At 34.2% G+C, this 26,720-nt stretch carries 25 protein-coding genes, 1 tRNA gene and 1 pseudogene; 15 read left to right on the top strand and 12 right to left on the bottom strand.

The genetic code is table 11. The features are described 5' to 3' along the window. The first annotated feature begins 9 nt into the window (after positions 1-9). The 5 genes from MTQ00_RS08120 (at position 10) to MTQ00_RS08100 (ending at position 8,083) form a co-directional block, all read left to right on the top strand. A complete protein-coding gene (locus MTQ00_RS08120) occupies positions 10-1,341 on the top strand; it encodes a hypothetical protein (RefSeq protein WP_273648387.1) in 1,332 nt (443 codons plus the stop codon). A 705-nt stretch (positions 1,342-2,046) separates the two neighbouring features. Then, positions 2,047-2,781 (top strand): sensor histidine kinase, encoded by a 735-nt coding sequence (locus tag MTQ00_RS08115; protein WP_273648386.1) that lies wholly within the window; start codon positions 2,047-2,049, stop codon positions 2,779-2,781. Then, on the top strand, positions 2,781-3,425 hold the full coding sequence (locus MTQ00_RS08110) for a response regulator (RefSeq protein ID WP_273648385.1): 645 nt from the start codon (positions 2,781-2,783) through the stop codon (positions 3,423-3,425). The genes MTQ00_RS08115 and MTQ00_RS08110 overlap by 1 nt, the downstream gene beginning before the upstream one ends. A gap of 291 nt (positions 3,426-3,716) precedes the next feature. Continuing rightward, entirely contained in the window at positions 3,717-6,680 is a 2,964-nt protein-coding gene (locus MTQ00_RS08105; RefSeq protein WP_228456959.1) for a response regulator, read from the top strand. A 674-nt stretch (positions 6,681-7,354) separates the two neighbouring features. After that, entirely contained in the window at positions 7,355-8,083 is a 729-nt protein-coding gene (locus MTQ00_RS08100) for a fatty acid desaturase (RefSeq protein ID WP_273648384.1), read from the top strand. Between the two features lie 360 nt (positions 8,084-8,443). Here MTQ00_RS08100 and MTQ00_RS08095 read toward each other — a convergent pair whose 3' ends face one another. The 6 genes from MTQ00_RS08095 to MTQ00_RS08070 form a co-directional block, all read right to left on the bottom strand. Beyond that, positions 8,444-8,656 carry a hypothetical protein gene (locus MTQ00_RS08095; protein WP_273648383.1) on the bottom strand — a complete coding sequence of 71 codons (213 nt, stop codon included), beginning with the start codon at positions 8,654-8,656 and terminating at the stop codon, positions 8,444-8,446. A 250-nt stretch (positions 8,657-8,906) separates the two neighbouring features. Next, positions 8,907-9,710: a hypothetical protein gene (locus MTQ00_RS08090; protein ID WP_172279016.1), complete on the bottom strand. Its 804-nt coding sequence runs from the start codon at positions 9,708-9,710 to the stop codon at positions 8,907-8,909. 27 nt (positions 9,711-9,737) lie between these two features. Beyond that, on the bottom strand, positions 9,738-11,573 hold the full coding sequence (locus MTQ00_RS08085) for a glycosyltransferase (protein ID WP_273648382.1): 1,836 nt from the start codon (positions 11,571-11,573) through the stop codon (positions 9,738-9,740). 14 nt (positions 11,574-11,587) lie between these two features. Then, positions 11,588-12,007: a hypothetical protein gene (locus MTQ00_RS08080; RefSeq protein ID WP_273648381.1), complete on the bottom strand. Its 420-nt coding sequence runs from the start codon at positions 12,005-12,007 to the stop codon at positions 11,588-11,590. A 43-nt stretch (positions 12,008-12,050) separates the two neighbouring features. Next, on the bottom strand, positions 12,051-13,079 hold the full coding sequence (locus tag MTQ00_RS08075) for a pesticidal protein Cry7Aa (protein ID WP_172279012.1): 1,029 nt from the start codon (positions 13,077-13,079) through the stop codon (positions 12,051-12,053). Beyond that, the gene (locus MTQ00_RS08070) at positions 13,080-13,211 is read right to left on the bottom strand and encodes a hypothetical protein (protein WP_262484053.1); all 132 of its coding nucleotides are present in this window, start codon (positions 13,209-13,211) and stop codon (positions 13,080-13,082) included. A gap of 166 nt (positions 13,212-13,377) precedes the next feature. Here MTQ00_RS08070 and MTQ00_RS08065 point away from each other — a divergent pair, with 166 nt between their 5' ends. The 4 genes from MTQ00_RS08065 to MTQ00_RS08050 all read left to right on the top strand — a co-directional run bounded on the left by MTQ00_RS08065 (position 13,378) and on the right by MTQ00_RS08050 (position 16,028). Next, a complete protein-coding gene (locus MTQ00_RS08065; RefSeq protein ID WP_228456958.1) occupies positions 13,378-13,938 on the top strand; it encodes a helix-turn-helix domain-containing protein in 561 nt (186 codons plus the stop codon). A gap of 103 nt (positions 13,939-14,041) precedes the next feature. Continuing rightward, entirely contained in the window at positions 14,042-14,260 is a 219-nt protein-coding gene (locus tag MTQ00_RS08060) for a hypothetical protein (RefSeq protein WP_105700755.1), read from the top strand. Between the two features lie 352 nt (positions 14,261-14,612). Next, positions 14,613-14,882, top strand: coding sequence for a heme oxygenase (locus MTQ00_RS08055; protein ID WP_172279010.1), 270 nt, complete (start codon positions 14,613-14,615; stop codon positions 14,880-14,882). Positions 14,883-14,924: 42 nt separating this feature from the next. Next, a complete protein-coding gene (locus MTQ00_RS08050; protein ID WP_172279008.1) occupies positions 14,925-16,028 on the top strand; it encodes a calcium:proton antiporter in 1,104 nt (367 codons plus the stop codon). Positions 16,029-16,444: 416 nt separating this feature from the next. On the opposite strand, the gene MTQ00_RS08045 is transcribed toward MTQ00_RS08050, so the two are convergent. Next, a complete protein-coding gene (locus MTQ00_RS08045; protein WP_062672582.1) occupies positions 16,445-17,746 on the bottom strand; it encodes a chloride channel protein in 1,302 nt (433 codons plus the stop codon). Between the two features lie 363 nt (positions 17,747-18,109). On the opposite strand from MTQ00_RS08045, the gene MTQ00_RS08040 reads away from it, so the two are divergent. The 3 genes from MTQ00_RS08040 (at position 18,110) to MTQ00_RS08030 (ending at position 20,305) form a co-directional block, all read left to right on the top strand. Then, positions 18,110-18,985, top strand: a complete 876-nt coding sequence (locus MTQ00_RS08040) for an AraC family transcriptional regulator (RefSeq protein WP_056015211.1) — start codon at positions 18,110-18,112, stop codon at positions 18,983-18,985. Positions 18,986-19,097: 112 nt separating this feature from the next. Continuing rightward, positions 19,098-19,523: a YybH family protein gene (locus MTQ00_RS08035; RefSeq protein WP_273648380.1), complete on the top strand. Its 426-nt coding sequence runs from the start codon at positions 19,098-19,100 to the stop codon at positions 19,521-19,523. 29 nt (positions 19,524-19,552) lie between these two features. Next, a complete protein-coding gene (locus MTQ00_RS08030; protein WP_056015209.1) occupies positions 19,553-20,305 on the top strand; it encodes an SDR family oxidoreductase in 753 nt (250 codons plus the stop codon). A gap of 206 nt (positions 20,306-20,511) precedes the next feature. Here the strand turns inward: MTQ00_RS08030 and MTQ00_RS08025 are convergent, their stop codons facing one another. From MTQ00_RS08025 to MTQ00_RS08015, 3 genes and pseudogenes are all read right to left on the bottom strand, one after another. Further along, positions 20,512-20,679, bottom strand: coding sequence for a winged helix-turn-helix transcriptional regulator (locus MTQ00_RS08025; RefSeq protein ID WP_249413646.1), 168 nt, complete (start codon positions 20,677-20,679; stop codon positions 20,512-20,514). Positions 20,680-20,713: 34 nt separating this feature from the next. After that, positions 20,714-21,019 (bottom strand): annotated as a pseudogene (locus MTQ00_RS08020) (transposase); the annotation flags it as partial. A 230-nt stretch (positions 21,020-21,249) separates the two neighbouring features. Next, a tRNA-Arg gene (locus MTQ00_RS08015) sits at positions 21,250-21,323 on the bottom strand. A 59-nt stretch (positions 21,324-21,382) separates the two neighbouring features. Between MTQ00_RS08015 and MTQ00_RS08010 the strand changes: the two genes are divergently transcribed. The 3 genes from MTQ00_RS08010 to MTQ00_RS08000 are packed head-to-tail and all read left to right on the top strand — an operon-like array spanning position 21,383 to position 25,160. Further along, on the top strand, positions 21,383-22,429 hold the full coding sequence (locus MTQ00_RS08010) for an ABC transporter substrate-binding protein (protein WP_172279007.1): 1,047 nt from the start codon (positions 21,383-21,385) through the stop codon (positions 22,427-22,429). 42 nt (positions 22,430-22,471) lie between these two features. Then, positions 22,472-23,116, top strand: coding sequence for a monofunctional biosynthetic peptidoglycan transglycosylase (mtgA, locus tag MTQ00_RS08005; RefSeq protein WP_172279005.1), 645 nt, complete (start codon positions 22,472-22,474; stop codon positions 23,114-23,116). A gap of 13 nt (positions 23,117-23,129) precedes the next feature. After that, positions 23,130-25,160: a recombinase gene (locus MTQ00_RS08000; RefSeq protein WP_273648379.1), complete on the top strand. Its 2,031-nt coding sequence runs from the start codon at positions 23,130-23,132 to the stop codon at positions 25,158-25,160. On the opposite strand, the gene MTQ00_RS07995 is transcribed toward MTQ00_RS08000, so the two are convergent. Together MTQ00_RS07995 and recF are read right to left on the bottom strand one after the other, a co-directional pair. Beyond that, positions 25,138-25,431 (bottom strand): hypothetical protein, encoded by a 294-nt coding sequence (locus tag MTQ00_RS07995; RefSeq protein WP_172279002.1) that lies wholly within the window; start codon positions 25,429-25,431, stop codon positions 25,138-25,140. The genes MTQ00_RS08000 and MTQ00_RS07995 overlap by 23 nt on opposite strands. 209 nt (positions 25,432-25,640) lie before the next feature. Continuing rightward, positions 25,641-26,720 (bottom strand): DNA replication/repair protein RecF, encoded by a 1,080-nt coding sequence (recF, locus tag MTQ00_RS07990; RefSeq protein WP_172279000.1) that lies wholly within the window; start codon positions 26,718-26,720, stop codon positions 25,641-25,643.

Raw genomic sequence — 26,720 nt, 5'->3', positions numbered from 1 at the left:
TTTAAAAGTATGAAAAAGAAGAGGGCTTTTTTAATAGGAATTTTTACTGTACTTTGCGGATCTACAGCTACGAAAGCTCAGGATGTGTACCTTTCGGTTCCTGAAAATAATATTTTTAACAGGAGCGAATTTACCTCAGTACCTACAAGGGTAATGACGAACGCCAACAGAACAAACTGGGATTATGCCTTTTTAGGGATACTCCCGACAGCTCCTACATTTACCTCTGTTTCGGGACCAACTTTTACCCACTCTTCTTCCTCGCTTACTTTACCCGCTTCCATTCTTCTGTGGCAGTTGGAAAGTATGGGTGGGCAGCTGCCATATACCGGATTAACAGGTTATTTACCAGGTTTTCAGTCGTTCAGTACAAGCGCCATAAAATGGTTTGAACCACCATCGACCAGTCTTGGGGGAGGGTTCAATCGGGGAAATATCAATTTTACATTTAAAATTCCTGCTTCACAATTTACTGCCAATACCTTTCGGGCTGGGAATTACTCCATGGAAATTACTCAAAATTATAATGACTTTACACCACGTAATTTTAAAACTATTTTAGTGATTCCTTCATCTATACGATGGATTACAAACGCTTTAACAAAATACATAGAAATATCTTCTTTGAATGACTATCGCAATACGGGCACGCGGGTATGGGATTTGGGGAATACGGAAATCGCGCATACGGTCGATTTTAATTTTTGGGCAAAAGCTGCTTCCACTAACGTTCAGTTCACTTCCTCTAAAGGTGTTTCAGGAACCAGAAATATAGCAAGCATTAAATTGGCTAGCAATGGCTCAGCTCTCACGACCAAAGCCTTATCTGCCGATTTTCAGAATTTTTCCACGGCTAATTTCAGTGTTGTAGCGGGAAACAGAAATAGCTTTATTCCAGAGCTTCATGTGTCTGCGGAAGATTTTAAAAACTATTTTTTTGAAGCTGGAACTTATACGTTTGAATTGAATTTCAATGCCAGAAGCATAGATAGCTCAATCAATAGTTTACAAAATACGGCTGTTCAGATAAAGGTGCTCCCTCTGTCGGAGATTACCATTCCCAGTTCCGGCCGAAATGTAAATTTCAATTTTAATACCGCTGCCCATTACACCAATGGTCAGTCACAAATGGTTCCAAACCAAATTATGCTTTCCAACAATGAAAATTTCGAGCTCTATGTTAAATCGGACGAAAATTATTTCAAGAAAGGTGGCCTCCAGACCGATATCAATTCCAACATATTACAAATAGGCATAGATGGAAGTTCTGTAAATGTTCCCTTATCCAAAACTCCTCAAAAATACTTTTTAACGGAGCACCGGTTTTGGACCGGGGACTGAACATAAGATACACCATACCACCTGCAGGTGCTCAAAGTTTGGTAGGAAAGGAAAATACGACTTACTCTATTAATGTTTATTATAGCTTTACGGCAATTTAACAATACTTTAGAGTAGTCAATATTTTAGAATTTCAACTTCAATTTCATCTCTTGTTTTCAATGCCGGCGGAATTCCTTAAAAAGCTCCATAGGCACAAATAAGCTTTATACCTTCAAATAATTCTTTTTGTAAGTATTTCATTCCAATATTTCATGGCTGAGGGTCAATTATAGCGGTTGGTCCAAACACAAAACTGTCCAGGATTCCTAATATATTTTGGTGTCTGGCTATCAATTATTACCGCTTCAGGCACCTATTTTTAATTTGCATCATTGAGCCAGATTCGATCAGTAATCTGATGATATTGTCCCATGCTCCATCTTTTACCATTTCCGGTAGTGCCGGTAAACGGTTTTTACAGAATAGAAACCCTGCCGAAATATCACGTCATGCAAAGCAAGTTTTAGTTAATAAAATAATGCATTTATTTTTTTCAAATAGATACCATTTCATTTTTCTTTTACTAATATGATATTTTTTATAACTTGCTAACTCCTGGAAGAAAGGGCTGAACTGTATTTTTTAATCATATTGAAACAATATACCTTTCTGCCTTCTTCAAAAAAGTAATTCAAAAGCTTCTAAAACTGTGATACTTAATTTATGAATGATTTTATCAACGAACTACAATTGAAAATTGAAAGACTCGAAAACGAAATCAATTTTAAGAACGGACTGATCTCGATATTGTCTCATGACTCAAAAGAACTGTTTGGAACCTTTCTGTGGCTTATAGAGGAGCTAGAGCAGAAGACCATAAGTGAGGAAGATTTTTTTAAGTTGTTGCCGCAGGTAAAAAAAGATGCCCAGAAGAATCTGCAAACTATCCAGGACAGCGTTGCCTGGCTAAAAACACAATACGGGGAGTTTAAGATTAGACCCGTTAAAATTATGGTGATAGATCTTTTTCACTATTTAGAAGAAAAATACGCTGCTAAATTAAAAGAAAAAAATATTCAATTTTATTTTAAGGGAGGTCACAACGCGTTTCTTACAAGCGACCGCCTGTTGATCGAATATGTTTTAGATAAAATTTTTAACAATGCGGTAAAATATTCCTTTCCGGGACAGGATGTTTATTTACAGGTAATTACAGAGAGTGATCAGGTTGTGCTTTCTGTAATTGATTCCGGAATGGGAATCAATGAAAAGTATTTACCTGCAATCTATACGTATGGTAATCCTATATTCCTGGGGACTGCCGGCGAGAAAGGAGCTGGGTTAAGTTTGAAAATTGTAAAAAATTTTATATCCTTGCTGCATGGAAACATCCAAATCATTTCCACTGAAGATAATGGCACTACGGTTTCCCTTTTTTTACATAAATTTATAGAATAATGGGTTTAAAAGTAAACATTCGTATTGTAGTAGCAGATGATCATGGTATCGTTCGGATGGGCTTGATACAAACGATCAAACGATTGATACCCGATGCCATCATTTCAGAAGTAGAGGATTATAAATCGCTGTACAAATTAATTCTGAATGAAAAGCTGGATCTTGCCATTATGGATGTTAATATGCCTAATGGTACTGTTCAGGAAGCAATAGATTACATAAAGATTCACCAGCCTGAATTAAAAACTCTAATATTTTCTTCACAGGATGAAGAGCTGTATGGGATGCGCTATCTAAAAATGGGGGCAGGAGGCTATCTAAGCAAGCTGAGCTCCGCTGAAGTAATTGAGACTGCTTTAACGGCGATGGTCAGTAAGGGCCGATATATCAGTGATAATATAAAAGAAGCGATTTTTTTTGAATCATTAACCGGTTCAGGAAAGAATTCTCCTCTTGAAGCATTATCAGACCGGGAATTGCAAATTGCCAATAAACTTGCAGAAGGCCTTCCCCTTAAAGAAATTTCTAATCAGTTGAATCTTCATTCATCAACGATCAGTACCTATAAAAACAGGTTGTTTGAGAAGCTGAAGATACGATCCATACCTGAATTGGTGGAAATTCTCAGGCTATATAATCAGTAAATATTCTATCATAAATTGATTGTGATTCAATGAAATAATGCAATATGCTGCTTTTCTTTCTCCTTATCTGATTCTTCGTGCAAAGCAGCAGTCAGATCGAGAGAATGACGCATCAATTCTCATGCGGAACTGAAATTTTTCGCAATTGATAATAAGCATTTTAATATAGAGTTTCTCTCCGGAATATAGACTCATTATGATCTGTACTCATTTCCAATATTTTCCGACAAATTTCTAAATTAATTTGCTACTAATATAAAATGACCTATTTTTATTATAAAATACTATTCCATGCCGAAAAAAATTATAAGAAATCTTAAAATTGGTGTAGTGATTTCTTTGGTACTTCTGATTGCTAGTTCTATAGCATCTTATATCAGCATACATAAGCAGATGGAGAATAGGGAAAACCTCATAAAAAGTAAAGAATCTATAAGCTTAGCAAAAGATATATTAAATACTCTTTTAAATGCTGAAACGGGAAATAGAGGGTATCAGCTTACCGGCCGGGAAAATTTTCTTGAACCTTTCAATAAAAGCAAGGATGAATATCCGTTGCTCGTTTCGAATAAAGATAGGCTTAATCTTAAAAACAAAGATCAGACTAAGGTCTTAAATGAACTGCTAGACGCTTCACAAATGATGATGAAGGAATATGCCTTACTTATTAAGAATCGTCAACAAGGAATATTAATGAGTCCGGAGGAACTTGTACAAAACAAGGAGGCTATGGACAGATGTCGCAGGCTCGTCCAGAAATTTGTAAAACACGAGGAAGTTCAACTTGCTATAAAAAATGAAGATCTGAAAAAATCTTCCCAGTGGACGGTTTTGTTCATCATTTTTTCAGCTATTGCAGCCATTGGTGTAACCGTTTTTGTTTATATACAACTAAAATCTGACCTTATTCGTCGTGGTAAGTTAGAAAAAGATTTGTTTGATACTAAAGAAATGCTTGAGGAAACAAGTTCAGTAGCCCAAGTTGGAGGTTGGGAGGTCAATATGAAGACCGGAAAGATCTTTTGGTCTCAAAGTACAAGAGAAATTCACAAACTGAAAGATGATCTTCAGCCTACTTTTGAAAATGCCTTAGGATTTTACAAAGGAGAAAGTGGAGAAAGAATAAAATATTTGTTTAACAGGGCAATACAACAAGGAATTCCTTTTGATGAAGAGCTTCAGCTTTTACGTAATGATGGAGTTACGACCTGGGTAAGAGTAAAAGGTATTCCTGAATTTGAAGATGATATTTGTAAAAGGGTTTTCGGAATCATTCAGGACATTGATGCATTCAAAAAAATGTTTCTCGAGGTTTCCCGGAAGGAGGCAATAATGCAATCTTTTGCCACTGATGTTCCTGTTCCTTTGGCTATGTTTGATAAAGACCTTAACTATATTGCTGTAAGCAGCAGATGGAGAGAGGAATTTCTTATGAATAATGTAGATCTTATCGGCAATAATCTATTCACGATATCACCTAATATTCCCGAAAAAGGAAAAGAGATCTATGAAAATGCACTATTGGGGAAAACGTATATTAACGGTGATTTTACGCTAAAAGTAGAAGGAAAAGAAGAAATCCAGCATTACGACCTTAAAGTTGGACCATGGTATCTTACAAAAGATGAAATAGGTGGTGTAATTATTTCTATACAGAATATTACAAATGCTGTAAAGATAAATGAAGAATTGAAAAATGCCAAAGAAACAGCAGATATAGCCAGCAAGGCAAAATCCGAATTTCTGGCCAATATGAGTCACGAGATTAGGACTCCTTTAAACGGAGTTATTGGTTTTTCAGACCTTCTCCTTACGACACCGCTGAATGAAACACAGATGCAATATCTTAATTACATCAATGAGTCAGGAGAAAACCTGCTTAGCATCATCAATGATATATTGGATTTTTCTAAGATAGAATCCGGAAAAATGGAGCTTTTGATTGAAAAATGTGATGTTTATGATATGTTAAGCCAGGTAATAAATGTGATCATTTATCAATCCCAGAAAAAAGATATCGAACTACTTCTCAATATTGAGCCGGGCCTTCCAAAAATACTTTTTATGGATGAAGCAAGGTTAAAACAGATCTTGATCAATCTTCTGGGGAATGCTGTGAAGTTTACAGAAAAGGGAGAGATTGAGCTAAAAGTAGAGAAGTTGCACATGAATGATCGTACAATCGCTTTGCGCTTCTCGGTACGAGATACAGGAATTGGCATCCCTGTTGAAAAACAGAAATATATTTTTAATGCCTTTACTCAGGAAAACAGTTCCATCAGTAAACGATATGGTGGCACGGGTCTGGGGCTTACGATTTCTAACACTATCCTGGGATATATGGGAAGTCATTTGTCGCTGAACAGCGTAAGGGAAAAAGGGTCTGTATTTTTCTTTGACATTGAGATTCCTTACGAGATTCCTCAAGTGAGAGAGGAGGAGGAAATAACTATTAAAACGGCCTTAGTGGTTGATGATAATGAAACCAACAGGATTATTCTTGAGCACATGCTTACCTATAAAAATATCAAGTCTACCTTGGCTTCTAATGGGATGAAAGCCTTAGAGATCTTGTTGAAAGGTGAGAGATTTGATGTTATCCTGATGGATTATCATATGCCTATTATGTCTGGATTGGAAACAATAAATAAAATAACAGAGCTGTTCAATCAGCGAAAAGAGACTTCACCCTTTATAGTACTTTCTTCTTCTTCTGAAGAACTGGGCATACTTAATTCAGTTAGAAAAATTGATAATGCACATTTACTTTTAAAACCCATCAAATCACATGATTTATACAAAACTTTAAAAAAAGTAGACCAAAGTTATTCAGTAGAAATTACTAAGGATTATTCTGAGAAAGTTACGCATGTATTTACCTCGGAATTAGAAGTGCTTTTGGTTGATGATAACGTAGTAAATATGGTCCTGAATAATAGGATAATGAAATCTTTTGCTCCCAATATACATCTGACGGAAGCAGTCAATGGACTGCAGGCTTTGGAAGAATGCAGGAAAAAACACTTTTCCATTATCATGATGGATGTACAAATGCCAATAATGGACGGTATTGAGGCAACACGCAATATCAGAATGCTGCCGGGATATGAACATATACCTATCATAGGCATTACGGCAGGAAATGTGTTGGGTGAAAAAGAAAAGTGCCTTGAGGCTGGAATGAATGATTTTCTTCCCAAACCTGTAAAGCAGGCAGATCTTCTTGAAGTACTCAAAAAGTATATTAGTGTTTAGAATCCATGAAAAAGGAATCAATTTTTTGTAAATATTAGGGGACAATATATTTAATATACGAAATATATAACGGATTAGGACATAAAAAAACCGATATCGAAGAATGAAATCTTCAAATGTCGGTCTTGTGACCTTGACGAGCAAATCTTCAAACACTTTTATCGATGATTTAGTTCGTTTGAGCCAAATTAAACAAGAATTGGCTATTGCGAATTAGCATTTGATTTCTTATAGTTATAGAGTTTTTATAATATAATCTTAAGCATATAAAAAAATCGAAGTTGATATAATTTGACTTGGTTTTACTTCGATTGTCTTTCACATTTTGACTGAGATTTTAAAAAATATGATAAATATTTATAATGAATTTCTATAATTGAAATAGGTTATCTGTCTCATGAAACATTACATAAACCATTCTATTTGCAAAATAAAGAAAGTTTGAAAGTGATAGAATGTAAATTTATAGATGAGTAAAGAAATACATCATATTTTATTTTTTATAAATCTTTGAAAGAAAATCAAACCAAATTCACAAAATTGTCGTATCTTATAGAAGAAATTGCAGAATGAAAATTAATTTTCGTGTGAATAGTGGCTAATCAATAAAGCATAATTTTTTCTTTGCCTTCCGTAATACTTCTACGATAATTATTCACTTTAATTTAAAACTTATGGCAATATTCATTTTTATACTCATTCATTGGTATGCATCTCTTTTTTTTCAGTCGGTTTTTCACCATCGTTATGCTGCACACAATCTTTTCACAATGTCAAAATTTTGGGAAAAGATGTTTTACCTGGGCTGTTTTTTTACTCAGGGTTCCTCTTACATCAGCGCTTACACGTATGGTCTAATGCACCGTTTGCATCATGCACATACAGATAAAACCGAAGATCCACATTCACCTCACAACGATCCTAATCCTTTTGTGATGATGTGGACGACACGAAATAACTATTTTAACCTTTATATAGGAAAAACAGATGCCGCAGAAAAATACAAAAAGAATCTTCCGGAATGGGAGAGGTTTGATAAAATAGCACACAATTATATTACAAGATTTTGTTGGATTGCTGCATATATAATTATTTATGCTTTATTGGCAACGGCTTGGTGGCAATGGCTTTTTTTACCAGTGACTGTAATAATGGGTTCTCTACAGGGAATGGCAGTAAATTGGTGGGCACACAAATTTGGTTATGAAAACTATAAGTTAACAAATACTTCAAAGAATATTTTGCCATTTGATTTTATTTTCTGGGGCGAAGCCTATCACAATAATCATCATAAGCATCCGCATAGACCTAATAATGCAACTAAGTGGTTTGAGTGGGACATGGGATTTCAGACAATGGTTTTTTTGCAGAAACTTAAGATAATCAAAATAAAATATCAATAAACAGATTTTATTTAACCATAATATTCGATTAAATTTTTCTCTATCTATTCTTGCTTAAAAGGATATTTAAAAGGAAGTTTAACGATACTGAAAGAAAGATTTTTAATATTAATTATTGGGAAATCTATTGCGGAAGAGGTATACAGGGGTGATAAATTTATAAAGATAGGAATCTATGAAAGGAACGAGTATCCTAATTTATATGCAGGATTTTTTGATAAAATAAGAAAGCTCTTCACAGGTTTCGGAGGAATGATTGAAATTTCTAAAATTCAGTGGAAAAGGTTGGCGGATGCACTATTGGAAATAATAAAAGCTTCTTATTTCAGGTTGTAGATAGAATTTTGTAATTCAGAAATATTATATCAGATCATAGTCATTGTTGTTTTTAATAAAATAATGTTCTATAGTTTGTTTTGCAGAACTGCATAGGTGTATCAATTCTTTGTACGACAGATCTTCATAAATAAAAGCGCTGGAGATATTAATTACATATTCCGTAACAATTTGAATTTCTACCATTGTAATTTGCCTCGGATCATCTAAAATATCCAAATTAGATTCCTTATTCAAAAAAGGTATTTTCCTGGTGATTGAATCTTTAAATTTATATAAGCGTATAGTATTCATAGGTTTATTTTATAATTAGGGATTTGAAGAATAATAATTCTGATGAATCTTTCATTAATGCGGTGGCTAATCACCTTATTTGAAAATTTGAGAAGGATAGAAGTAACGGTATAGAAATAACCTAAAGACTGTTTATCAAGGCAATTTTAGGTGAACAGTTTCATGCTATTAATTTATGAGGTTAAAATTGTTTTTAAATGGTATTAATCTTTCTTCTATCCTTACCATCAATCCATCTACCTAGCATTGTATGTTCTGAGGGAGATTTATCTTTATTCATGGTCAAAGCTTTTAATATGATATTCCAAAAACTATGCTTTTCAATAAATTCTTCTTTATAGTTTTTTAAGGCCTCAATATATATTCGTTCATACCTTTTAAGTTTATCACTATTTTTGATTTTTGGAATATTTATAATAATGTTCTGCATGATCTCTGATAGATTATGAGGAGAATGGGTTTTGATAAAGTTTAGCTCTATTTTGCAAATATTTAAAAGTGAAATCATGATATGAAAAAACTCATCATACATATTACACATGTTTGCTCTCCAATATAGTAATTCTTCGTTGGGGAGAATTTGATGTCCTAATAGCTCCAGTTTTTCGTAATTGTCTTCAATGGTTTTTACGAAAATTTTATTCTGCTGCCAAAACAAAGAAAAATTAAAGTGGTTTGCTTGTACAGTATTTTCCTTTATGAATTCAATTTGGAGTTTGATATACATAAGATTTTGATATATCTCATTGATAATAGTTTCCCAAAGAATATGTTGAGTCAATGTACAGTTGGTCTTAAAAACCAATCGGGATTTTTTATTTATTTTTTGCAGCTCTTTTAGTATACGAAGAATTTCTTCCAAGTCTTTATTTAAGGCGATATTGGTATTTCTGATATAAAGCAATGAGGCAAATTCAACGTGAGAGATTTTATTCAAGCTGTTTTTTTTATTGAGTAGACGGAATTTAGTTTTTCTTTTATTAAGTTTATGTTTCATTGTAATCATTAAAGGAAGTTATTTATTCTATTGAAATTCCAGACTAAGCCTTGCCATCAGATAACTGACGGTAGATTCTGCACCCTGATTGAGATTTACATTTTTTTCCTCAAGCCCATCATAGCAACCTCCTGTTGCAGGGTTATAAACGATCTGATTCAAATGATTTTTTCCCAAAAACCAGTTGAATGAGTTGTTCATCATTTGTAAATATTTTTCATCATTAAAAATTTTGTAAAAGGCAGATAATGTCAAAACAGTATAAGCAACATCAATAGGCTGTTCTCCACCAATTGGAGTGTCCTTTTCAGTGTTTTCTTTTTGCATCCAGCCTTTATTGGAAATCACTTTTATATTATCATCAATCATAATTTTAGATAACAAAAACTGGAAAGATTCTTCCGCAATTTGTTTGTAAAGCGTGTCTTTGGTTGAAATCCACGCACACAGTAAAGCTTCCGGCAATACGCTGTTTCCGTAGGTCAGATAATTCTCAAACCAATGCCAATCGTCTTTTGCTTCATGTTGATACATTTTCACTAGACGATTTGCTAATTCTTTTAATAAGGGAAGATTTTTTTCTGAGTTTTGATAATGCAATCCTTTAATAATAAAAGCCATTGCTCTTGTAGAATGGATTTTTTCTGCCCAGACAAGATTTTTCTGAATGATTTCCTCTGCATTCTCAGACAATTTCTGTGGCAAAATTTCTTTTAATGAAATTAAATAACCTAAAGCCCAGATTGCTCTTCCGTTGGAGTCGTCCAGATTAGTTTCATAGTTTTGATTAGTGAATTGTTTTTGTTCATTTACATAGTTTAGGAAACTCCCGTCATTATGCTGGCAAAATTTAATAAAGTTTAAATAAATTGAAATCAATTGCAGATCTGCTTTGTCTTTACTGATTTGAAAATGCTTGCAAATAGCAATCATCGCCCGTGCGTTATCATCCAGCGTATATCCTGAATTAATATCCGGTCTACTGATCTTTGAAAACTGAATCATACCGAAATCTGTTGTCATATTTTGAATATGCCCAAGATTGATTTCCGGTAGAGTATAATTGAGTTCTGTTCTATTATTTCTGAATTTCTGAAATAATAAAGCGTGTAAAATAGATGAATTTTCCCAAGCTGTCGGAGCCATTTTTTCCAATGCTTTCTGACGTAGCTCCTCTCGTTTGCTTTCATTTTCTAATAATGTATTTACAGCGACAGACAACTGATTTGGAGCTTCAAAATCAATAATAATTCCGGTATCTTCCTTTAGAACTTCCAGAGCGTGTGGAATTGGAGTGGAAACAATAGCGCATCCGCAGCTGATTGCATAGGAAAATGTTCCGCTCACTGCCTGGTTTCTGTCTTTTGACGTGAAAAGATAAACATCGGTAAGCTGAAGATATTCTAGTAATTCCGGGAGTGGCAGATAATCATTGATAAAGCGGATGTTGTTTTCCAAATGAAGTTTACAAGTGAGATCTTCCAAAAAATCACGATATTTTTCGCCTTCGTGCCTTACTATTGCAGGATGTGTTTTGCCAAGAATTAAAAAAATTACATCAGGATTTTTAGCAATTATTTCCGGTAAGGCTTTCAGTGTCGTTTCAATATTTTTTCCGGAACTTAATAATCCGAAAGTTGAAAGAACCTTTTTGTTTTTAAGATTATACTTTTCTTTCAACGCAATTTTATCTGTGAATGGCAAAAGGTGTGTTCCATGGGGTATTACCGTAATTTTATCGAAAGGAATTTCATAATCATTCGAAAGAATTTCCGCAGAAATACTAGTCATTACGACAAGAGATTTTGCAAAATGGGCAATTTCTTTCACCTTTTCCTTTAGCTCTTTATCCGGTTTTGGCAAAACAGTGTGAAAAGTTATGATAACATCTTTTTTAAGTTCTTGAGAAAAAGATACAAACCATTTCGGGTTTCATTAAAAAAGCCGAATTCGTGCTGAAGCATCACCAACTCAACTGTATCGTTTTTATTGATCTTTGCAGCCAATTCCAAATAAGAAACAGCATCTGAGATATTTAATTTATACTCGGTATATTCATTATATTCATAGTTTTCCTCTTCTGTTTCTATCGGGCAAATTATCGTATTGAAAGATTCTCCGAATTTCGAACGAAGAGATTTTATAAGATCCTGTGTATAAGTAGCAATTCCGCATACTTTTGGAGGAAAAGTGCTTACATAGACAATGTTGGTTATATTATTGGTTTTGTGCTTTTTGTCATTATAAGATTGTCTAATTGCTTTATCCTCCACGTCTGAATTGATATTTTTATTCATAATTTACTTTAATTTTAATCGGATAATTCTTAATGGATTATCTTTATACCGCGTACATCATCAACTCTTTCAATAATTTTGAAATACTAACTGATGCAACAGCTATCCTTTCGTCGGCAGCTCCATAATAGATATGCAGTCTGTCATTTTCTACAATGGTTCCTGTCGGGAAACATACATTGTTAACTTCACCCTTCAGTTCCCATTCTTCTTCGGGTTTGAAAAGCGGATAAGGAAGTCGGGAAATTTCTTTTTCCGGATTTTCAAGGTCCAATAAAGCTGCACAGGCGTTGTAAACATAACCGTTAACGGTATCATAAACACCGTGATAAATCATCAGCCAGCCATATTCTGTTTCTATTGGTGGACAACCTCCTCCGATATAACTTGATTCGTGATCGTATTTAGGTGATAAAAGAATATGGTCTTTCAAATGTGAAAAGTAATCCTGCCAGAAATCAGAATTCAGATCTTCTATATTTTTTATGCTGACAATCTGAATTTCAGGTCTTATCCTGTGAAGGAAATAAAATTTATCGTTTATTTTTCTGGGGAAGAAAATCAGATTTTTATCCCATAAAAAAATAGGATCACTGTCAGTATGACTAATTTGAAATTCGTTGTATCTTCTATATTTATCAGGTATTAAACCCTCTGATTCTGATAAAAGCTTAAACTCTTCATAAGAAATTTTAGGAACAATGATTCCTTCATTCTTCCAGAATTTAAAGTCTTTTGAAGTCGTTAATGTTCCTAAAGCATTGATGCCGTCATAACTGGTGTAAGTAAGATAAAATAAATCATCTATTTTTACAATTCGAGGATCTTCCACACCGTGTTTTTCGTACTCAAATTCAGGGACAATGATGGGTGAATCTGACCGTTTTTCTACCGTAAGCGGATCTGACAATACACAATGCCCGACAGTTGAAAAATTACCCTTAGCCACGGCACGGTAAAACAAATGTATCTTTCCGTTTACTTTAATAACGGCAGGATTTAGAACGCCTTCGTTCTCAAAATTCAAGTTGGTTTTCCTGAGTATAATTCCTTCTTTTTTTATTTCTACCATTTAGGTTGTTGCGTTGCGACTTTCATTTTCTTTTTCTTTCCTTTTGTTTTGTTTGTCTTCCCGCTTCTCTTTTAATGATTTTGCCGCAGGTGTTTTATCTGTTTTTTTCTTTGTATCTTTTTCTTTTGACATTTTAAAATATTTTTATTATATGTAAAGGTCATCTATTAAAAAAAGAAAGGTTTGTAATAGTCTTTCAATTTGTTGCATAAATCATAGTTATTAAAATTTAAAGGACTAACTTTGAAAGAGTGGTTGTCAATATATAGATTGACAAACTCGAAATACGGTAAGGATTATGAAGTTATATATAAAATATATGGTAAGCCTGCGCTGCAAAATGGTGGTTCATCAGGAGCTTGAAAAACTGAATATCAGAAATGCCGTAGTAGATCTAGGACTTATAGAAATATTGGATGATATTACGGATGAACAACGACAGCTGTTAAAAGAAAATCTCCTTAAAACCGGACTTGAGTTATTAGATGATAAAAAAAGCATTCTGATCGAAAAAATAAAAAATGCAGTCACAGAAATGATCCATTATTCCGAATCTCTTCCTAAAGAAAATTTCTCAGATTATATAAGTGAAAAGCTTGGTTATGATTACACTTACCTTGCCAACACATTTTCTGAAGTGAAAGGTATGACTTTGCAGCACTTTATCATTATCAATAAAGTGGAAAGGGTAAAAGAGCTCCTTTTATATGATGAACTCAATCTTACTGAAATCTCTTATAAACTCAATTACAGCAGTGTTGCGCATCTTTCCAACCAGTTTAAAAAAATAACCGGACTTTCTCCTTCTTTCTATAAGCAACTGAAGCAAAAACGGCTGAAAAATTTAGAAGACTTATAAAATGTATGATATATGCAAATCTACTTTAGAAATGTATAACAGGATAAGATTAAAATAGATCATCTTTGGATTGTAATAATTCTGTTACATATAAATTCGAATTATGAATACAAGTCACAATAAAGCTAATGAGGCTTTTAAAATTACAGGAGATTGGAAAGAACAATCGAAACAATTAAAAGAAAAATTTTCACAGCTTAAAGATTCAGATTTAGTGCTTGAAAAAGGAAAAGAAAATGAATTGCTGGGAAGATTAGAAAATAAACTAAGCAAAAGCCGTGAAGAGGTTATTAAGATTCTTAATAATACTCAACTTTCATAATGAGCATATTAAATCCTGAGAAATAGTACATATGTTTTGATGGATTTAATAGAAAAAGGGGCAGGTGCTTTTAAAGCCCCTGTCCTTTTTTATTTGAAAATATCCTACTATGTTATGCTTCATTTAAATAAAAAAATATGAGACCACCGGATAATTTACAGAATCTTACAAGAAAGATTTTTAAAGTGACGGGTAAAATTCAGTCTTCACATCCAGAATTGTATTTCCTGTTGAATGAAACGCCTCTGTTTATGTCTATAAATAAGTAAGATATTACGGTTCAGGATCTAAAGCAATATCTTTCGTCTATTAGAATGCAGCTTGTTACCTTCGAGAAAGAAAAAATAAAAAAATGAAAACAATTATATTATATAAATTTAAAAACTCTATCACGCGGAAAATGCCTCTTCTGAAAGAAAAAAGTATGCTTAGTTCATTTAATGATCTGATGGCAATCGATCTTCTGGATACAGAAATAATAACGGAATATACAATTGATGTTCCTGACGATTTTAATTTTGAATACCACAATGATGAAGAATTGTTGGAATTGTGCAAGGCTTCACAAAGATTTATTGATTATCATTTTATAACAACTTTGAACGACTATTATGTTATCTGATTTTACCCACCAAAGTTTTCAATCATCGGATAATTAAAATATATGAAAAAAAAGATCTATCTTTTAGGCTGGACGATAATTGTCCCAATATTGGCTTGGATAGCTTATTTGCTGCATTATTCGCTAACGGGACATTTATATTCTTTGATCCTCACTTTCTTTCTTATAGGAGCCGTTTTAGCAGCGGTTTATCATTCGGAAATCATTGCTTATCGGGTAGGTGAACCTTATGGAACCTTACTTTTGGCTTTTGCAATAACCGTGATAGAAGTTTCTCTTATTATTTCGATAATGCTGAGTGCAAAAGGTTTGGAAACAATCAGCCTTGCAAGAGATACGGTCTTTGCTGCTGTGATGATTATTCTTACAGGGATTATTGGTATTTGTATTGTTGTTGGATCAATCCGTTATAAACAACAGGTTTTTACACTGCAGGGTGTGAGTACTGCAATGATTACACTTGTTGTGATTGTTGTATTTATTCTTATTTTACCCAATTACACGACAAGTCACAGTGAAGGAGAATATACATCTTTGCAGCTTATCTTTATATCTGTTATCTGTCTATTACTGTATATAGGTTTTACAATGGTTCAGACGATTAGACACCGTGCTTTTTTCATTGCGCCTATTCCTAAAAATAGTGATGATGAGAATGAAGAGAATGAAATCCTTCCTGAAAAGCCCACTCGAAAGATGATGTTTTACAGTATTATATTTTTGATTTTATGTCTGGGAATTGTCGTTCTATTAGCTAAATATCTTTCAAAAGATGTTGATAATCTTGTATTCAAAGTAGGAGCCCCAAAATCTATCGTTGGAATTATTATAGCCGGAATTGTTTTATTACCGGAAGGAGTTGCCGCAATCCGTGCTGCATATAATAATCGTCTACAAACGAGCCTTAATTTGGCTTTTGGATCTGCATTGGCAAGTATTGGTCTCAGTATTCCGGCTGTAGCTGTGTCTTCAGTGATAGGTGATTTCAGGATGACATTAGGTGTAGATTTAAAATCGATGCTTTTGTTAGGATTATCTTTATTTATCATTACGATTTCGCTGGCAACAGGACGTACAAATATTATGCAGGGATTAGTTTTGATTTCGATTTTTCTCCTTTATCTTTTTACGACACTTGTTCCTTAAAAATTTAGATAACTATATTTTTTGATGTGTCAAATAAAAAAAATGCAAGTGGTTATTATTTTAAAATCAATGCTGTTATCAGCATACAATATATATTTCTATTCTAAAGTAAAAGTGCGATCTGATTATTCATTATATGCCAAACTAAAAAATATCAAAATGGCGCCAACTATCTTTAGTTGGCGCCATTTGGCTGTTTGTGACCAAGACGAGCGTATCTTCAAACACTTTTATCGATGATTTACTTCGTTTGAGCCAAATCAAAAAGGAATTAGTAACCCCGATTTTAATATTTAATCACTTGTAGTTGTAGAGTTTTTGCAAATTAATTTTTTAGTAAATGTAATAATCCAATATAAACAAAGAAGATGTTATTGATATGATTGTTGTATTTAAATATCGTACGGTACTTTTAATCAATTTATTACGTTCCGGCTGCTTGAAAATTCTTTGTAAGTATACACATTGTAAGGATAGATTTTCTTTGCCAGAATTTTAGAAATAACACTACTGATGAACAAAGGAAACAGCAATAGATATCCAGACGGTACTATACTGGAAATAATAAACATGGCAGTAAGAGGGGCGTGAATAGCTGCGGAAAGCATGGCAGCTGCTCCAAATAACGCAAAATTAATAATCACAAGATTGGTACCTAAATAATGGTTGCAGAATTGGGCAAAAAATACCCCTAAAAACGCTCCTGTAACAATACTAGGGGCAAATACACCGCCGTCACCGCCTGCACCGAGAGTGAGGGAAGCCGCCAATGGCTTTATGAAGATAAGCAAAACCAGAGGAATTAAATATGCGAGATTAACGATGTCGTACGAACTACATTCGAGGATTTTACCAAGTCCGTGATAACTATCACCATATAAAGCCGGAAGAAAAAAGATAAATACCCCAACAGTTATAGCACCTAAATTTACACGGATGAAATTGTTGTTAATCCCACCAAAAAATGTTTTTGCGTAGATGACAATTTTCGTAAAATAAAGCGCAAATATACCTCCGATTAAACTTAGTATCATAGCAAAAGGTATGGATTGCCAACGCCAGTCCTGTACCTTAAATGTAAATAGTGGATTTGAGTCATAAAAATGTACAAATAGATGAGCTACAATCATCGAACTAATTCCACTGATCAGTAAGGTTTTATTGTATTTACGTGCAATAACTTCAAATGCAAATAAAAAACCGCCCAGCGCACTTCCAAAGAGTACGGTTACACCCGCTATAATACCTGCACATATCAGTTCCGTCTTGTAGGCCCAAGCACTATGCAAATGTTTGTAGGCCTGATTACCAACTGTTGCGGTGGCAACTACTGTTGACACTTCTACTCCTGTAGATCCTCCGAAAATCACTGTTAAAAAGCCATTAACACAATGAGAAGGTATTTTAAAAAAAGGAAGATGATCTTTTCTTGTTTCCAGGGTAGTATATATTTCTTTAATTCCTTTATTTTTTCTGTTCTGAAAGAAATATTTACGTAGGAAGTAGATTGTTGTAATACCTACACTTGGTAAAAAGATTAACAATTTGTTTTCCGTGGCTATAATTTGTTCAAAGAGGTATTCTTGTACCTGTCCTGTTAAATGTTTTAAAGTATAAGATATAAGACAACAGATAATACTAACGATAATAGATATCCCGGTTAATTTGACATAGCTGGATCTGATTATTTTCTTTCTGTACGCTGTATTGCCTTGCATAACTATTTTAGTTTTAAAGAAGATGTAAAGGTAACAGTTATTTTTTGAAATAGTAAAAGTTGCTTGTTACTTTATACTACCTGTTTTTATTTAAACAATTCAAATGAAGTTTAAATAATTCATTGATTCATAAACTGAAAGTCCAACTGATAAAAGTCAACGATATACTTAATTTTTTTGTTTTACTTATAAATTCTGTCTTTTTGCAACGTTGGAATTTTAGATAACTGTTAAAAATAGATGTTTTTTAATTTTGTGACGGATGAAAAAATTGCAGATTTCGTCAGCTTCTTTAATTTTAGTATTGAATAATATACACTATTAAATAAAGAAAAACTAAATTAGTTGTGCAAAGAAATTGTTATGCCTAAAAACGATTCAATTACATTAAATAGAATGGATTACAGCAGTGGGATTGCTGTTGGTATTTGGAACGGATCTACACCAGGTATTATAAAAGCACTTTCACCCCACAGGCACGACCATTATACTTGCATGCTAATTGAAGCTGATCAGCTTGAAGTTGTATTTGATTTTAAGCATTTAACAATGCCGGTGGGGACACTTTTTATCTCTCCTCCTGGACAAGTTCATCAGATTCTAGAGACTCTTAGCGCAACCGGTTGTTATCTGTCTTTTGAAAGCCGTCATATCGGTAGAACGGCACAAACCAGTTTGGATAATTTGTTAGAGGAAACCTTGATTATCGCTCTCTCTAATAATGAGCGGGATTGGTTTAGAACAATCTTTGATTCAATGATGAAATTACAAGATCTGAACGATATCGCTTACAGGCAAGTTGAAGAACCATTGCTTTCAGCTTTTATTGAACAGGCAGTTTTGTGCTACGAACGTCAATTATTCATTAATCCCGAAAGTATCAGTCTACGTTCTATCAGTCTCACAAAGGAATTCAGGAATCTTGTAAAATCACATTTCCGGAGTATTAAGCGTCCATTTGAATATGCAGAAAAGCTTAATATTACTGTTGGACATCTAAGCGATACAGTAAAAAAAGTGACTGGATCATCAGCTTCGGAACTGATTCAAAAGGAAGTGATGAACGAAGCGTTAAGATTGCTATACTATACGGAGGTAAGTATCAAGGAAATTTCCTATCAGCTGGGATATCAAGACACAAAATATTTCATTAGACTGTTCAGTAAAAAAGCAGGTTGTTCGCCAAGTGAATATCGGAAGAAATACGCTAAAAACTCAGACCAAATCTTAGATCATTAAAATTGTTCCTTATTTTGTCCACCTTTTACCTTAATTTGTGAGTGGCGTTGCATATGCCAATTGCTCAATTTTGTAAGACAAAAAAATTACTTCTAAAGAAAATTTAAGTCTTATGATTGGACAGAATTTTGTTGAAAGCTCAGTATTCTCATTGTCAAAAACTCCCGAGGGAATAGTCGACTCTTTTCTTGCTCATATGAATTCTTTCCATTCGGAGACTATGCTTCGTTTCTATGAGGAGGATGCAATCTTTATTAGTGATAACGGTGAGCCTCGGAGAGGAAGATTGGAGATTGCGCGAGAATTGGACTGCTTCTTTAAATTCGGATTGCCAATCAAAATTACAACAAGGAATGTTTATGTAGATGGCAATCTAGCATCACTAATCTTGGACTGGAGTATAGCGGGTATTGCGAATAATGGTGAAAAAATATGTATGCGAGGAACATCTAATGATTATGCTAAAAGAGGAGCCGATGGATATTGGAGATATTGGTTTGAAAATCCCTTTGGTGTTCAAGTGCGCAGTTTATTTTAAAAAACTTTACAATATTAAATAAATCAGATATGAAAATTTTAGTAGTAGGAGGTACAGGTCTAACAGGGAGGCTTGTAACTAACAAATTGGAAAAACTTGGTCATAAAGTGGTGATTGGCTCGCCATCACAAGGTGTTGATATCCTTACTGGTGAAGGGCTTCAGGAAGCCTTGACCGGAACTGAAATAGTAATAGATCTATCAAATTCATCTTCTCCCGAAGGAGAAAATGCATTTCGATTTTTTGAGACTGCGGGAAAGAATCTTGTCAAAGCAGAATTGAATGCTAGTGTTAAGCATCATATCGTTCTATCAATTGTAGGAACAGATGATGCATTGGAAATCGGTTATCTTAGAGCAAAAAAACTTCAAGAGGATACTATTAAAAACTCAGGTATACCTTACACTATAATTAGGTCAACACAATTTCACGAACATGTGGAAGCCATCATCCAAGTTCAGGGAGAAGGGGATAAAGTTTTTGTTTCGAACTTAGACTATCAACCAATTGCACTTGATGATGTTGCCGAGTTCATAGTACAATTTTCTTTGGAAGAACCTAAAAATAACACCATTGAAATTGCAGGACCAAGACGTGGCAAAATGGAGGCTTTTGTCTCTGAGTATATTCAAATTACCGGTCAGGATAAAAAAGTGATTATAGACAATGAAAATAAGTATATGCATTTTGTTGTTCCTACTTCACTTTTAGTTCCCACTGGGCAATACAATACAGGCAAAATACTTTTTGAGAACTGGGCACTTGAAACACATAAAATTTAATCTTCTAAATTTATCCTTTCGCTTAAAGCAGTTCTAAAATTTGAGTGCAGTTAAGTACTTCTTTATCACTATTTATGTTCTTTTTTTCAACTTATTAAGAAGATGGAAATTAATAATGAATTGATTTTTAATATGGAAAGGGAAAAAATTATTTATTGTGAAAAGCAGTAAAAACGTTTTAATTGAAGATGATAATTTCTTTTAATTTAATTAATTTTCTTATCAAGAATAATAATTTTTCTGTGTTCTCTTCCCCAATTAATCATTTCATTGATAATTTTGCCGAAAGTTGGGCAGCATTCTGTCGGTTCATATTCGATTAAAACAGGTGTTTCGGGACAAACGATGCATTTTACCAATTTATTCAGCTCCATATCTTTTAGTTCTTTGAAAGCATTCTAGTGGTAATTTTACTTTCCGATGTAATCCTACTGCCAAATAGATGGTTTTGTTAATGACCTTGGAGTTTTCACGAACATCGAATACGATTCCGATTAAATACAAATCTTCTAAGGGGCGGTTTTGGCAGCTCACCATTTCGGTAGCAACGGCATTGGTAATTATGGAAATAGCAGAGGAAGATATTTCAAAGTCGTATAGTTCTTTAACCTTCTCATCGATATCGCTCACAATCATACCTTTGGCGTATAATGAGATAATAATATTCTCCAAACATTTAATGATGTTGTGCGTTTTTTGTTCCGGTATTAACATTTTTTATTTCCTCTTCCAAAAATTTCTGATCACTCATACAAGTTAATTTTCGACAATATAGGAAACCTAAAATAGGTAAATAATGAGCTATATTTTGTAATGAATTGCCACATTAAGAATTTTTAAATAGGTCAGTTACAGCTTTAAACAAATATTATTCTGGATTATTCTGAAATTAAGAACAAAAAAATGGCTCAATTTGGATTAAATTAGAGCCATTTGGGCGTTTGTGACCTCGACAGGATTCAAACCTGTAACCTTCTGAGCCGTAATCAGATGCGCTATTCAGTTGCGCCACGAGGCCATTGTTTCCTTATTGTTTAAAGGTTTGCAAATATAGCACTTTTTTCTTTTCTTTGAAACATGAAACTAAGAATTTTACTACTATTTGCGTTTTGTACTCTAATTTCCTGTAAAAGAGAGCAAAAAATTTCATCCGATGATTGGACGGTTATCTCAAAAAAGCTTCAATACAAGGATGAAGCTAATATTTTACACATCAAGTCGGGGAATTATACCTATGATTTCAAAAATACTCAGGTTCCATTTAAAAAAGTGGTTCTTCTCAACGCCAGTTTGATGGGATATGTTTCAGCTTTGGATGCGGAAAATCTGGTCGTAGGGATTTCAAGTCCCGAATATATTTATTCGGAAAAAATTCAGGGATTGCTTAAGGAAGGGAAGATCCAGAATGTAGGAAGTGATCAGAAATACGATGTGGAGAAGATTATTTCCTTACAACCGGATGCCGTTTTCACCAACTATATTGCAAGCTTCGAAAATACCTATCAGTTATTAAAAAATAACGGAATTCAGGTTGTTTTTTTTGATGAGTACCTTGAGCAAAAAGCACTTGAAAAAACAGCATATCTCAAAGTGTTCGGAAAACTTTTTGGAAAAGAAAAAGAAGCAGAAGCCAAATACGCTGAAATTGAAAAGAACTATAACGAATTAAAAAAGCTTGCCTTAACCGCTAAGGATAAGCCGGTAGTCCTTGCCAATGAGATGTACGGGGATGTTTGGTATTTACCCGGAGGAAAAACGTCTGTAGCGAACTTTATTTCAGATGCCAATGCAGAATATATCCTGAAAAATAACAATGAGGAGAAAGCTGTGACCATGAGTTTTGAGGAAGTTTTCTCAAAGTCTGATAAAGTTCAGTACTGGATCAATGCAGGAAACCATACTTCAAAAAAAGAAATGCTGAATATAAATCCTTTTTACAGTAAGCTGGGGGTATTTTCGAAAGGGAAAATATACAGTATTTCGGGAAGGGAAATTAAAAAAGCGAATGACTTTTTTGAAAGTGGTGTGGTAAGATCGGATTGGGTTCTGAAAGACTATATTAAGATTTTCCATCCCGAACTTTTGCCGGGATATCAGCTTGTCTATATGAAAGAATTGCAATAACTCGGAGGATTTGTTTATTTTTGTAGTGCTTTTTTTAAAGGTATGTGGAAAAAAATAAAACAACTGTTGTTTATCATTCTGATTTTGAATGTGGTGTTCATTATATGGGGCAGATTCTTTAATCCACCCATTACAATTACTCAGATCGGAGGCCTGTTCCAGTATGGAAAATTACAAAGGGATTACATTTCCTATGATGAAATGGGTAATAATGTGAAGAAAGCGGTCATTGCTTCTGAGGATCAGAAATTTTTTACACACAACGGCTTCGATTATGTGGCTATTGAAAAAGCGATGAAACATAATGAAAAAGGAAAAAAAGTAAGAGGCGGAAGCACCATTTCCCAGCAGACGGCTAAAAATATTTTCCTCTGGCAGGGAAGAAGCTGGATCAGGAAAGGATTAGAGGCTGTCTACACCTTTATCATTGAAAAAGTATGGGGTAAGGACATTATTCTGGAAAGATACCTTAATTCCATTGAAATGGGACGTGGGGTATTTGGAGTAGAAGCTGCATCCGAATATTATTTCGGGAAGTCGTCTAAAGACCTAACAAGTTCGGAAGCGGCCTGGATAGCGGCTGTTTTGCCAAACCCTAAAGAGTATGACCCTAAAAATCCTTCAGCCTACCTGACAAGGAAACACAACTGGATTTTAAGACAAATGAGAAATGTAAGTTTGAAATAGTATCTTTGTACTAATGAAATTTTTCAATTCCAGCACAAATTTTGAAACCGTTCTTAAAAAATATTTTTCTTTTAAGAACGAAACTCTTTCCTTAGAACCGTTTGCCGAGTTTTTGGAAAGCATTAAGAGAGCTGATTTTACAGATGTCCTCAATTTTTTTAAAAGTAATCCGGATTTTACAGCCAATTTTAAACATTATATCTACAATATTTTTGAGGGGAGGCCTTTTAACCTTTCGCTTACAGAGGCAAATATCCTTTCTGAAAATGCCTTTTTACCGGAACTGAAAAAAAGAATCCTTAATAAAGTCCTTCCTCCTGTAGAAAAGGAGAAAACGGTATGGTATCTTATCGATAATATCAGCCTGAGACCAAAGAAAGATCTTGAATATCTTCACAATCTTCCTGAAAATGAAGTCAATGAGTTCCTCACTATTTTAGGGATTTCTGATTTTATTATAAAAAATAATGTTAAAAGAGAGCTTATTTTCTCTATGAATATCCTTTCCTGGCGTGTTACAGGAATGGCTATGGAGGTGGAAGTGGTGAGAATGGCTCCCGAATACAGGAATTTTGACAATCCTTTTCTAGCTTTACAAAACGAGCTGGAAAGCCTTGCTGCAGAACTGGAAGCCGAGCCCGGATTGCAGCTTCACTCAAAAGACAGCAGCTACAAGCAGATCAAGATCTACATCCAGCAATGTCATGAGTTTGTTAATATAGCTTTTAAAAACTCTTCCAAATATGGAATTTCAGGGAAGATCAATCAGTCACTTCTGAAAATCCGTCAGCAGATTGAAAGAATTAATGAAATCATCAAGCTTCTGGTCATCAATGGTGATGAAGATGTGATTATCAAATCCAAACAGCTGATGTTTAATATTCTCCGGTATAAATCCCATAAGAATAATATCGCAGAGCTTATTAATGACAGTACAAGACTGATTTCCCATCTTATTACAAATCATACGGCAGAAGCCGGATCACATTATATTACCTCCACCAGGAAAGAATATATGAAAATGTTCTATAAAGCCAGTGGTGGTGGAATTATCGTAGGAGCACTCTGTGTGTTGAAAATGTTGTATGGATATATTCCGGGAAGTGACTTTTCCCACGCATTTTTATATTCTATGAATTATGCCATGGGATTCGTTATGATCTACCTGATGGGATTTACTTTAGCAACCAAGCAGCCGGCAATGACTGCTGCAACTATGACTAAAGTACTTGCCGAAGAAGGAAACAGCAAAAGAAATAACACGGAATTTGCACATCTTGTCTCTAAACTATTCAGAAGTCAGTTTATTGCTTTTGTGGGAAATGTAGCGTTATCATTTCCGATAGCTCTGGCTATTATTTATGGGCTGGATGTTTTTTTCTCCCAAAACCTGGCTGTCGACAGATCCGACAAGCTGCTTAAAGACCTGGATCCTTTTCAGTCAAAAGCTATTTTGCATGCAAGTATTGCAGGTTTCTATCTTTTCATCTCAGGAATTATTTCGGGAAATATAGGAAACAACTCCGTATTTTACCAGATCCCTGAAAGGATCGCAAAAAATATATCCATCAGAAAATTATTCGGGGTTAAATTTGCCAAAAACCTTTCTAAATACTATGCTAAGAACTGGCCGGGAATTATATCTAATTTTTGGTTCGGGGTTTTCCTCGGTGCTACTGCTCCGGTAGGTTTATTTTTTGGTTTGGATCTGGATATCCGGCACATTACCTTTGCTGCAGGAAATCTGGCACTTGGATTATATGGAAAAGATTTCTCTGTGGATGCCTACACATTCTGGATTTCCTTCTTTACGGTATTCTTAATCGGATTCTTTAACTTCCTGGTAAGCTTCGGGCTGTCTATGTTTTTAGCGTTCCGTTCCAGAAAGCTGAATTTCGGACAGGTAAGTGAGATTTATAAAGAAATATTCAGGTATTTTTTAAGTCATCCGTTTAAGTTCTTTTTCCCTTTAAGTTCAAGGCTGGATAAACATGCGGATGACCTGATGAACAATACCATATCTACAAAATCTGAAGATCATTAAACTTCTCTTGACCAAATTTATCCTGGAATTTCTTCAGGTAAAAACTTCTCCGCATCTTAAAATCATTTTTTAAAAGAGGGGAATCTATTTTGATCACAATACATTGGTCATGAATCCCTACACTTCTGATTTCCTGAAAAAGACTTTCATCAAGATAATCTTCCAGAAAATCCTTGATTTCAAATGCGATCAATTTATCCTCAAAACCGTGTATTCTGGCAAAGGATTTAACAAGGTCAGATGATTGAAATTCTCTTTTTTTTCGTTTCATTGTTTTAGATCCGAGGTTCGGATTATGTATTAGAAATTGTGGATTAAATTTTTATTTTTTGCAGGTAATGTATGGTATATTTTCGTTTCTGTTTTCTCTAATACGTTCATGCTTGATAAAGAAAAGTGAGTTTTTATGTGTTTTTAAAAGGAGATCAAAAGCAATTTTATTCTAACCCGCATTCTGAACTTCCTACTTTGTTTCCCACATCAGATTTCAAAAATTATACTTTCCTCATTTATTTTCTTAACTACACTTTCCGTTCTTTCTCTATGGGTGTCTGTAATAAAAATCTGCCCGAAATTTTCTTTATTGACCAACTCAATAAGTTGTGCCACGCGATGGTCGTCCAGCTTATCAAAAATATCATCCAGTAAAAGAATAGGCGTTTTACCGGTAAGCTCTTTTACGAGACTCATTTGGGCAAGTTTGAGCGAAATAAGAAAGGATTTTTGCTGGCCCTGGGATCCTATTTTTTTAATCAGTGCGGCATCCATTTCGAAAAGCAGGTCATCTTTATGAATTCCTCTGGAAGTATACGTCAGCATTCTGTCTCTTTCCAGGCTTTCCTTAAGTAAATTTTCGAATGAAGATTCCAATAGATGAGATTCGTAGATTACGGATACCATTTCCTTACCTCCGGAAATAATCTGATAAAAGTTTTGAACAATAGGATTGAGTTGGGAAACGAATTCTTTTCTTTTCTCAAAAATTTTAGTTCCGTGATTATGGATAGGAGCATCATAAATCTCGAGGGAATCTTTATCGAATACTCTGTTCTTGGCAAAATACTTTAATAAGGCATTTCTTTGCTGGATGATTTTCTGATACTGGATGAGGTCAAAAAGATATCCCGAATCAGTCTGGCAGATCATAGAATCTAAAAACTTCCGGCGGCTTTCCCCTGAATCCGAAATCAGATTAGAATCATAGGGAGAGATCATTACACTTGGCAGGTAACCGATATGGTCAGACATCCGGTCATAGCTTTTATCATTTTTTTTAATGATCTTTTTAGCCTCTTTGGGCTGCGATATTTTTAAAGTATCCTCACTATCATCATTCTGAACTTCGGCATCAATGGTGAAAAAGTCTTCCTCCTTTTTTATGTTATTAAGATCGGTGTTCCCTAAGAAACTTTTTCCCACGGATAAATAGTGGAGGGCATCCAGGATGTTGGTTTTTCCCACACCATTGTTACCTACAAAACAGTTGATTTGAGGGGAGAATTCAAATTTTTTCTCAGCATGGTTCTTGAAATTGTACAGAGAAAGTTTCTTAATAATCAT

This window comes from Chryseobacterium sp. B21-037 (assembly GCF_028570785.1).
In the GTDB taxonomy this organism is placed as follows: domain Bacteria; phylum Bacteroidota; class Bacteroidia; order Flavobacteriales; family Weeksellaceae; genus Chryseobacterium; species Chryseobacterium proteolyticum.
This window is presented reverse-complemented; position numbering and strand designations above follow the sequence as displayed.

Excerpts from the sequence above, each read along its gene's own strand:
- MTQ00_RS08090 (WP_172279016.1), bottom strand. The coding sequence starts at position 9,710 with ATGAAACATAAACTTAATAAAAGAAAAACTAAATTCCGTCTACTCAAT.
- MTQ00_RS08055 (WP_172279010.1), top strand. The coding sequence starts at position 14,613 with ATGAAAACAATTATATTATATAAATTTAAAAACTCTATCACGCGGAAA.
- MTQ00_RS08040 (WP_056015211.1), top strand. The coding sequence starts at position 18,110 with ATGCCTAAAAACGATTCAATTACATTAAATAGAATGGATTACAGCAGT.
- MTQ00_RS07995 (WP_172279002.1), bottom strand. The coding sequence starts at position 25,431 with ATGAAACGAAAAAAAAGAGAATTTCAATCATCTGACCTTGTTAAATCC.
- MTQ00_RS08080 (WP_273648381.1), bottom strand. The coding sequence starts at position 12,007 with ATGAATAAAAATATCAATTCAGACGTGGAGGATAAAGCAATTAGACAA.
- MTQ00_RS08105 (WP_228456959.1), top strand. The coding sequence starts at position 3,717 with ATGCCGAAAAAAATTATAAGAAATCTTAAAATTGGTGTAGTGATTTCT.
- MTQ00_RS08030 (WP_056015209.1), top strand. The coding sequence starts at position 19,553 with ATGAAAATTTTAGTAGTAGGAGGTACAGGTCTAACAGGGAGGCTTGTA.
- recF (WP_172279000.1), bottom strand. The coding sequence starts at position 26,720 with ATGATTATTAAGAAACTTTCTCTGTACAATTTCAAGAACCATGCTGAG.
- MTQ00_RS08035 (WP_273648380.1), top strand. The coding sequence starts at position 19,098 with ATGATTGGACAGAATTTTGTTGAAAGCTCAGTATTCTCATTGTCAAAA.
- MTQ00_RS08045 (WP_062672582.1), bottom strand. The coding sequence starts at position 17,746 with ATGCAAGGCAATACAGCGTACAGAAAGAAAATAATCAGATCCAGCTAT.
- MTQ00_RS08000 (WP_273648379.1), top strand. The coding sequence starts at position 23,130 with ATGAAATTTTTCAATTCCAGCACAAATTTTGAAACCGTTCTTAAAAAA.
- MTQ00_RS08060 (WP_105700755.1), top strand. The coding sequence starts at position 14,042 with ATGAATACAAGTCACAATAAAGCTAATGAGGCTTTTAAAATTACAGGA.
- MTQ00_RS08070 (WP_262484053.1), bottom strand. The coding sequence starts at position 13,211 with ATGTCAAAAGAAAAAGATACAAAGAAAAAAACAGATAAAACACCTGCG.
- mtgA (WP_172279005.1), top strand. The coding sequence starts at position 22,472 with ATGTGGAAAAAAATAAAACAACTGTTGTTTATCATTCTGATTTTGAAT.
- MTQ00_RS08065 (WP_228456958.1), top strand. The coding sequence starts at position 13,378 with ATGAAGTTATATATAAAATATATGGTAAGCCTGCGCTGCAAAATGGTG.
- MTQ00_RS08120 (WP_273648387.1), top strand. The coding sequence starts at position 10 with ATGAAAAAGAAGAGGGCTTTTTTAATAGGAATTTTTACTGTACTTTGC.
- MTQ00_RS08075 (WP_172279012.1), bottom strand. The coding sequence starts at position 13,079 with ATGGTAGAAATAAAAAAAGAAGGAATTATACTCAGGAAAACCAACTTG.
- MTQ00_RS08110 (WP_273648385.1), top strand. The coding sequence starts at position 2,781 with ATGGGTTTAAAAGTAAACATTCGTATTGTAGTAGCAGATGATCATGGT.
- MTQ00_RS08100 (WP_273648384.1), top strand. The coding sequence starts at position 7,355 with ATGGCAATATTCATTTTTATACTCATTCATTGGTATGCATCTCTTTTT.
- MTQ00_RS08010 (WP_172279007.1), top strand. The coding sequence starts at position 21,383 with ATGAAACTAAGAATTTTACTACTATTTGCGTTTTGTACTCTAATTTCC.
- MTQ00_RS08050 (WP_172279008.1), top strand. The coding sequence starts at position 14,925 with ATGAAAAAAAAGATCTATCTTTTAGGCTGGACGATAATTGTCCCAATA.
- MTQ00_RS08115 (WP_273648386.1), top strand. The coding sequence starts at position 2,047 with ATGAATGATTTTATCAACGAACTACAATTGAAAATTGAAAGACTCGAA.
- MTQ00_RS08025 (WP_249413646.1), bottom strand. The coding sequence starts at position 20,679 with ATGGAGCTGAATAAATTGGTAAAATGCATCGTTTGTCCCGAAACACCT.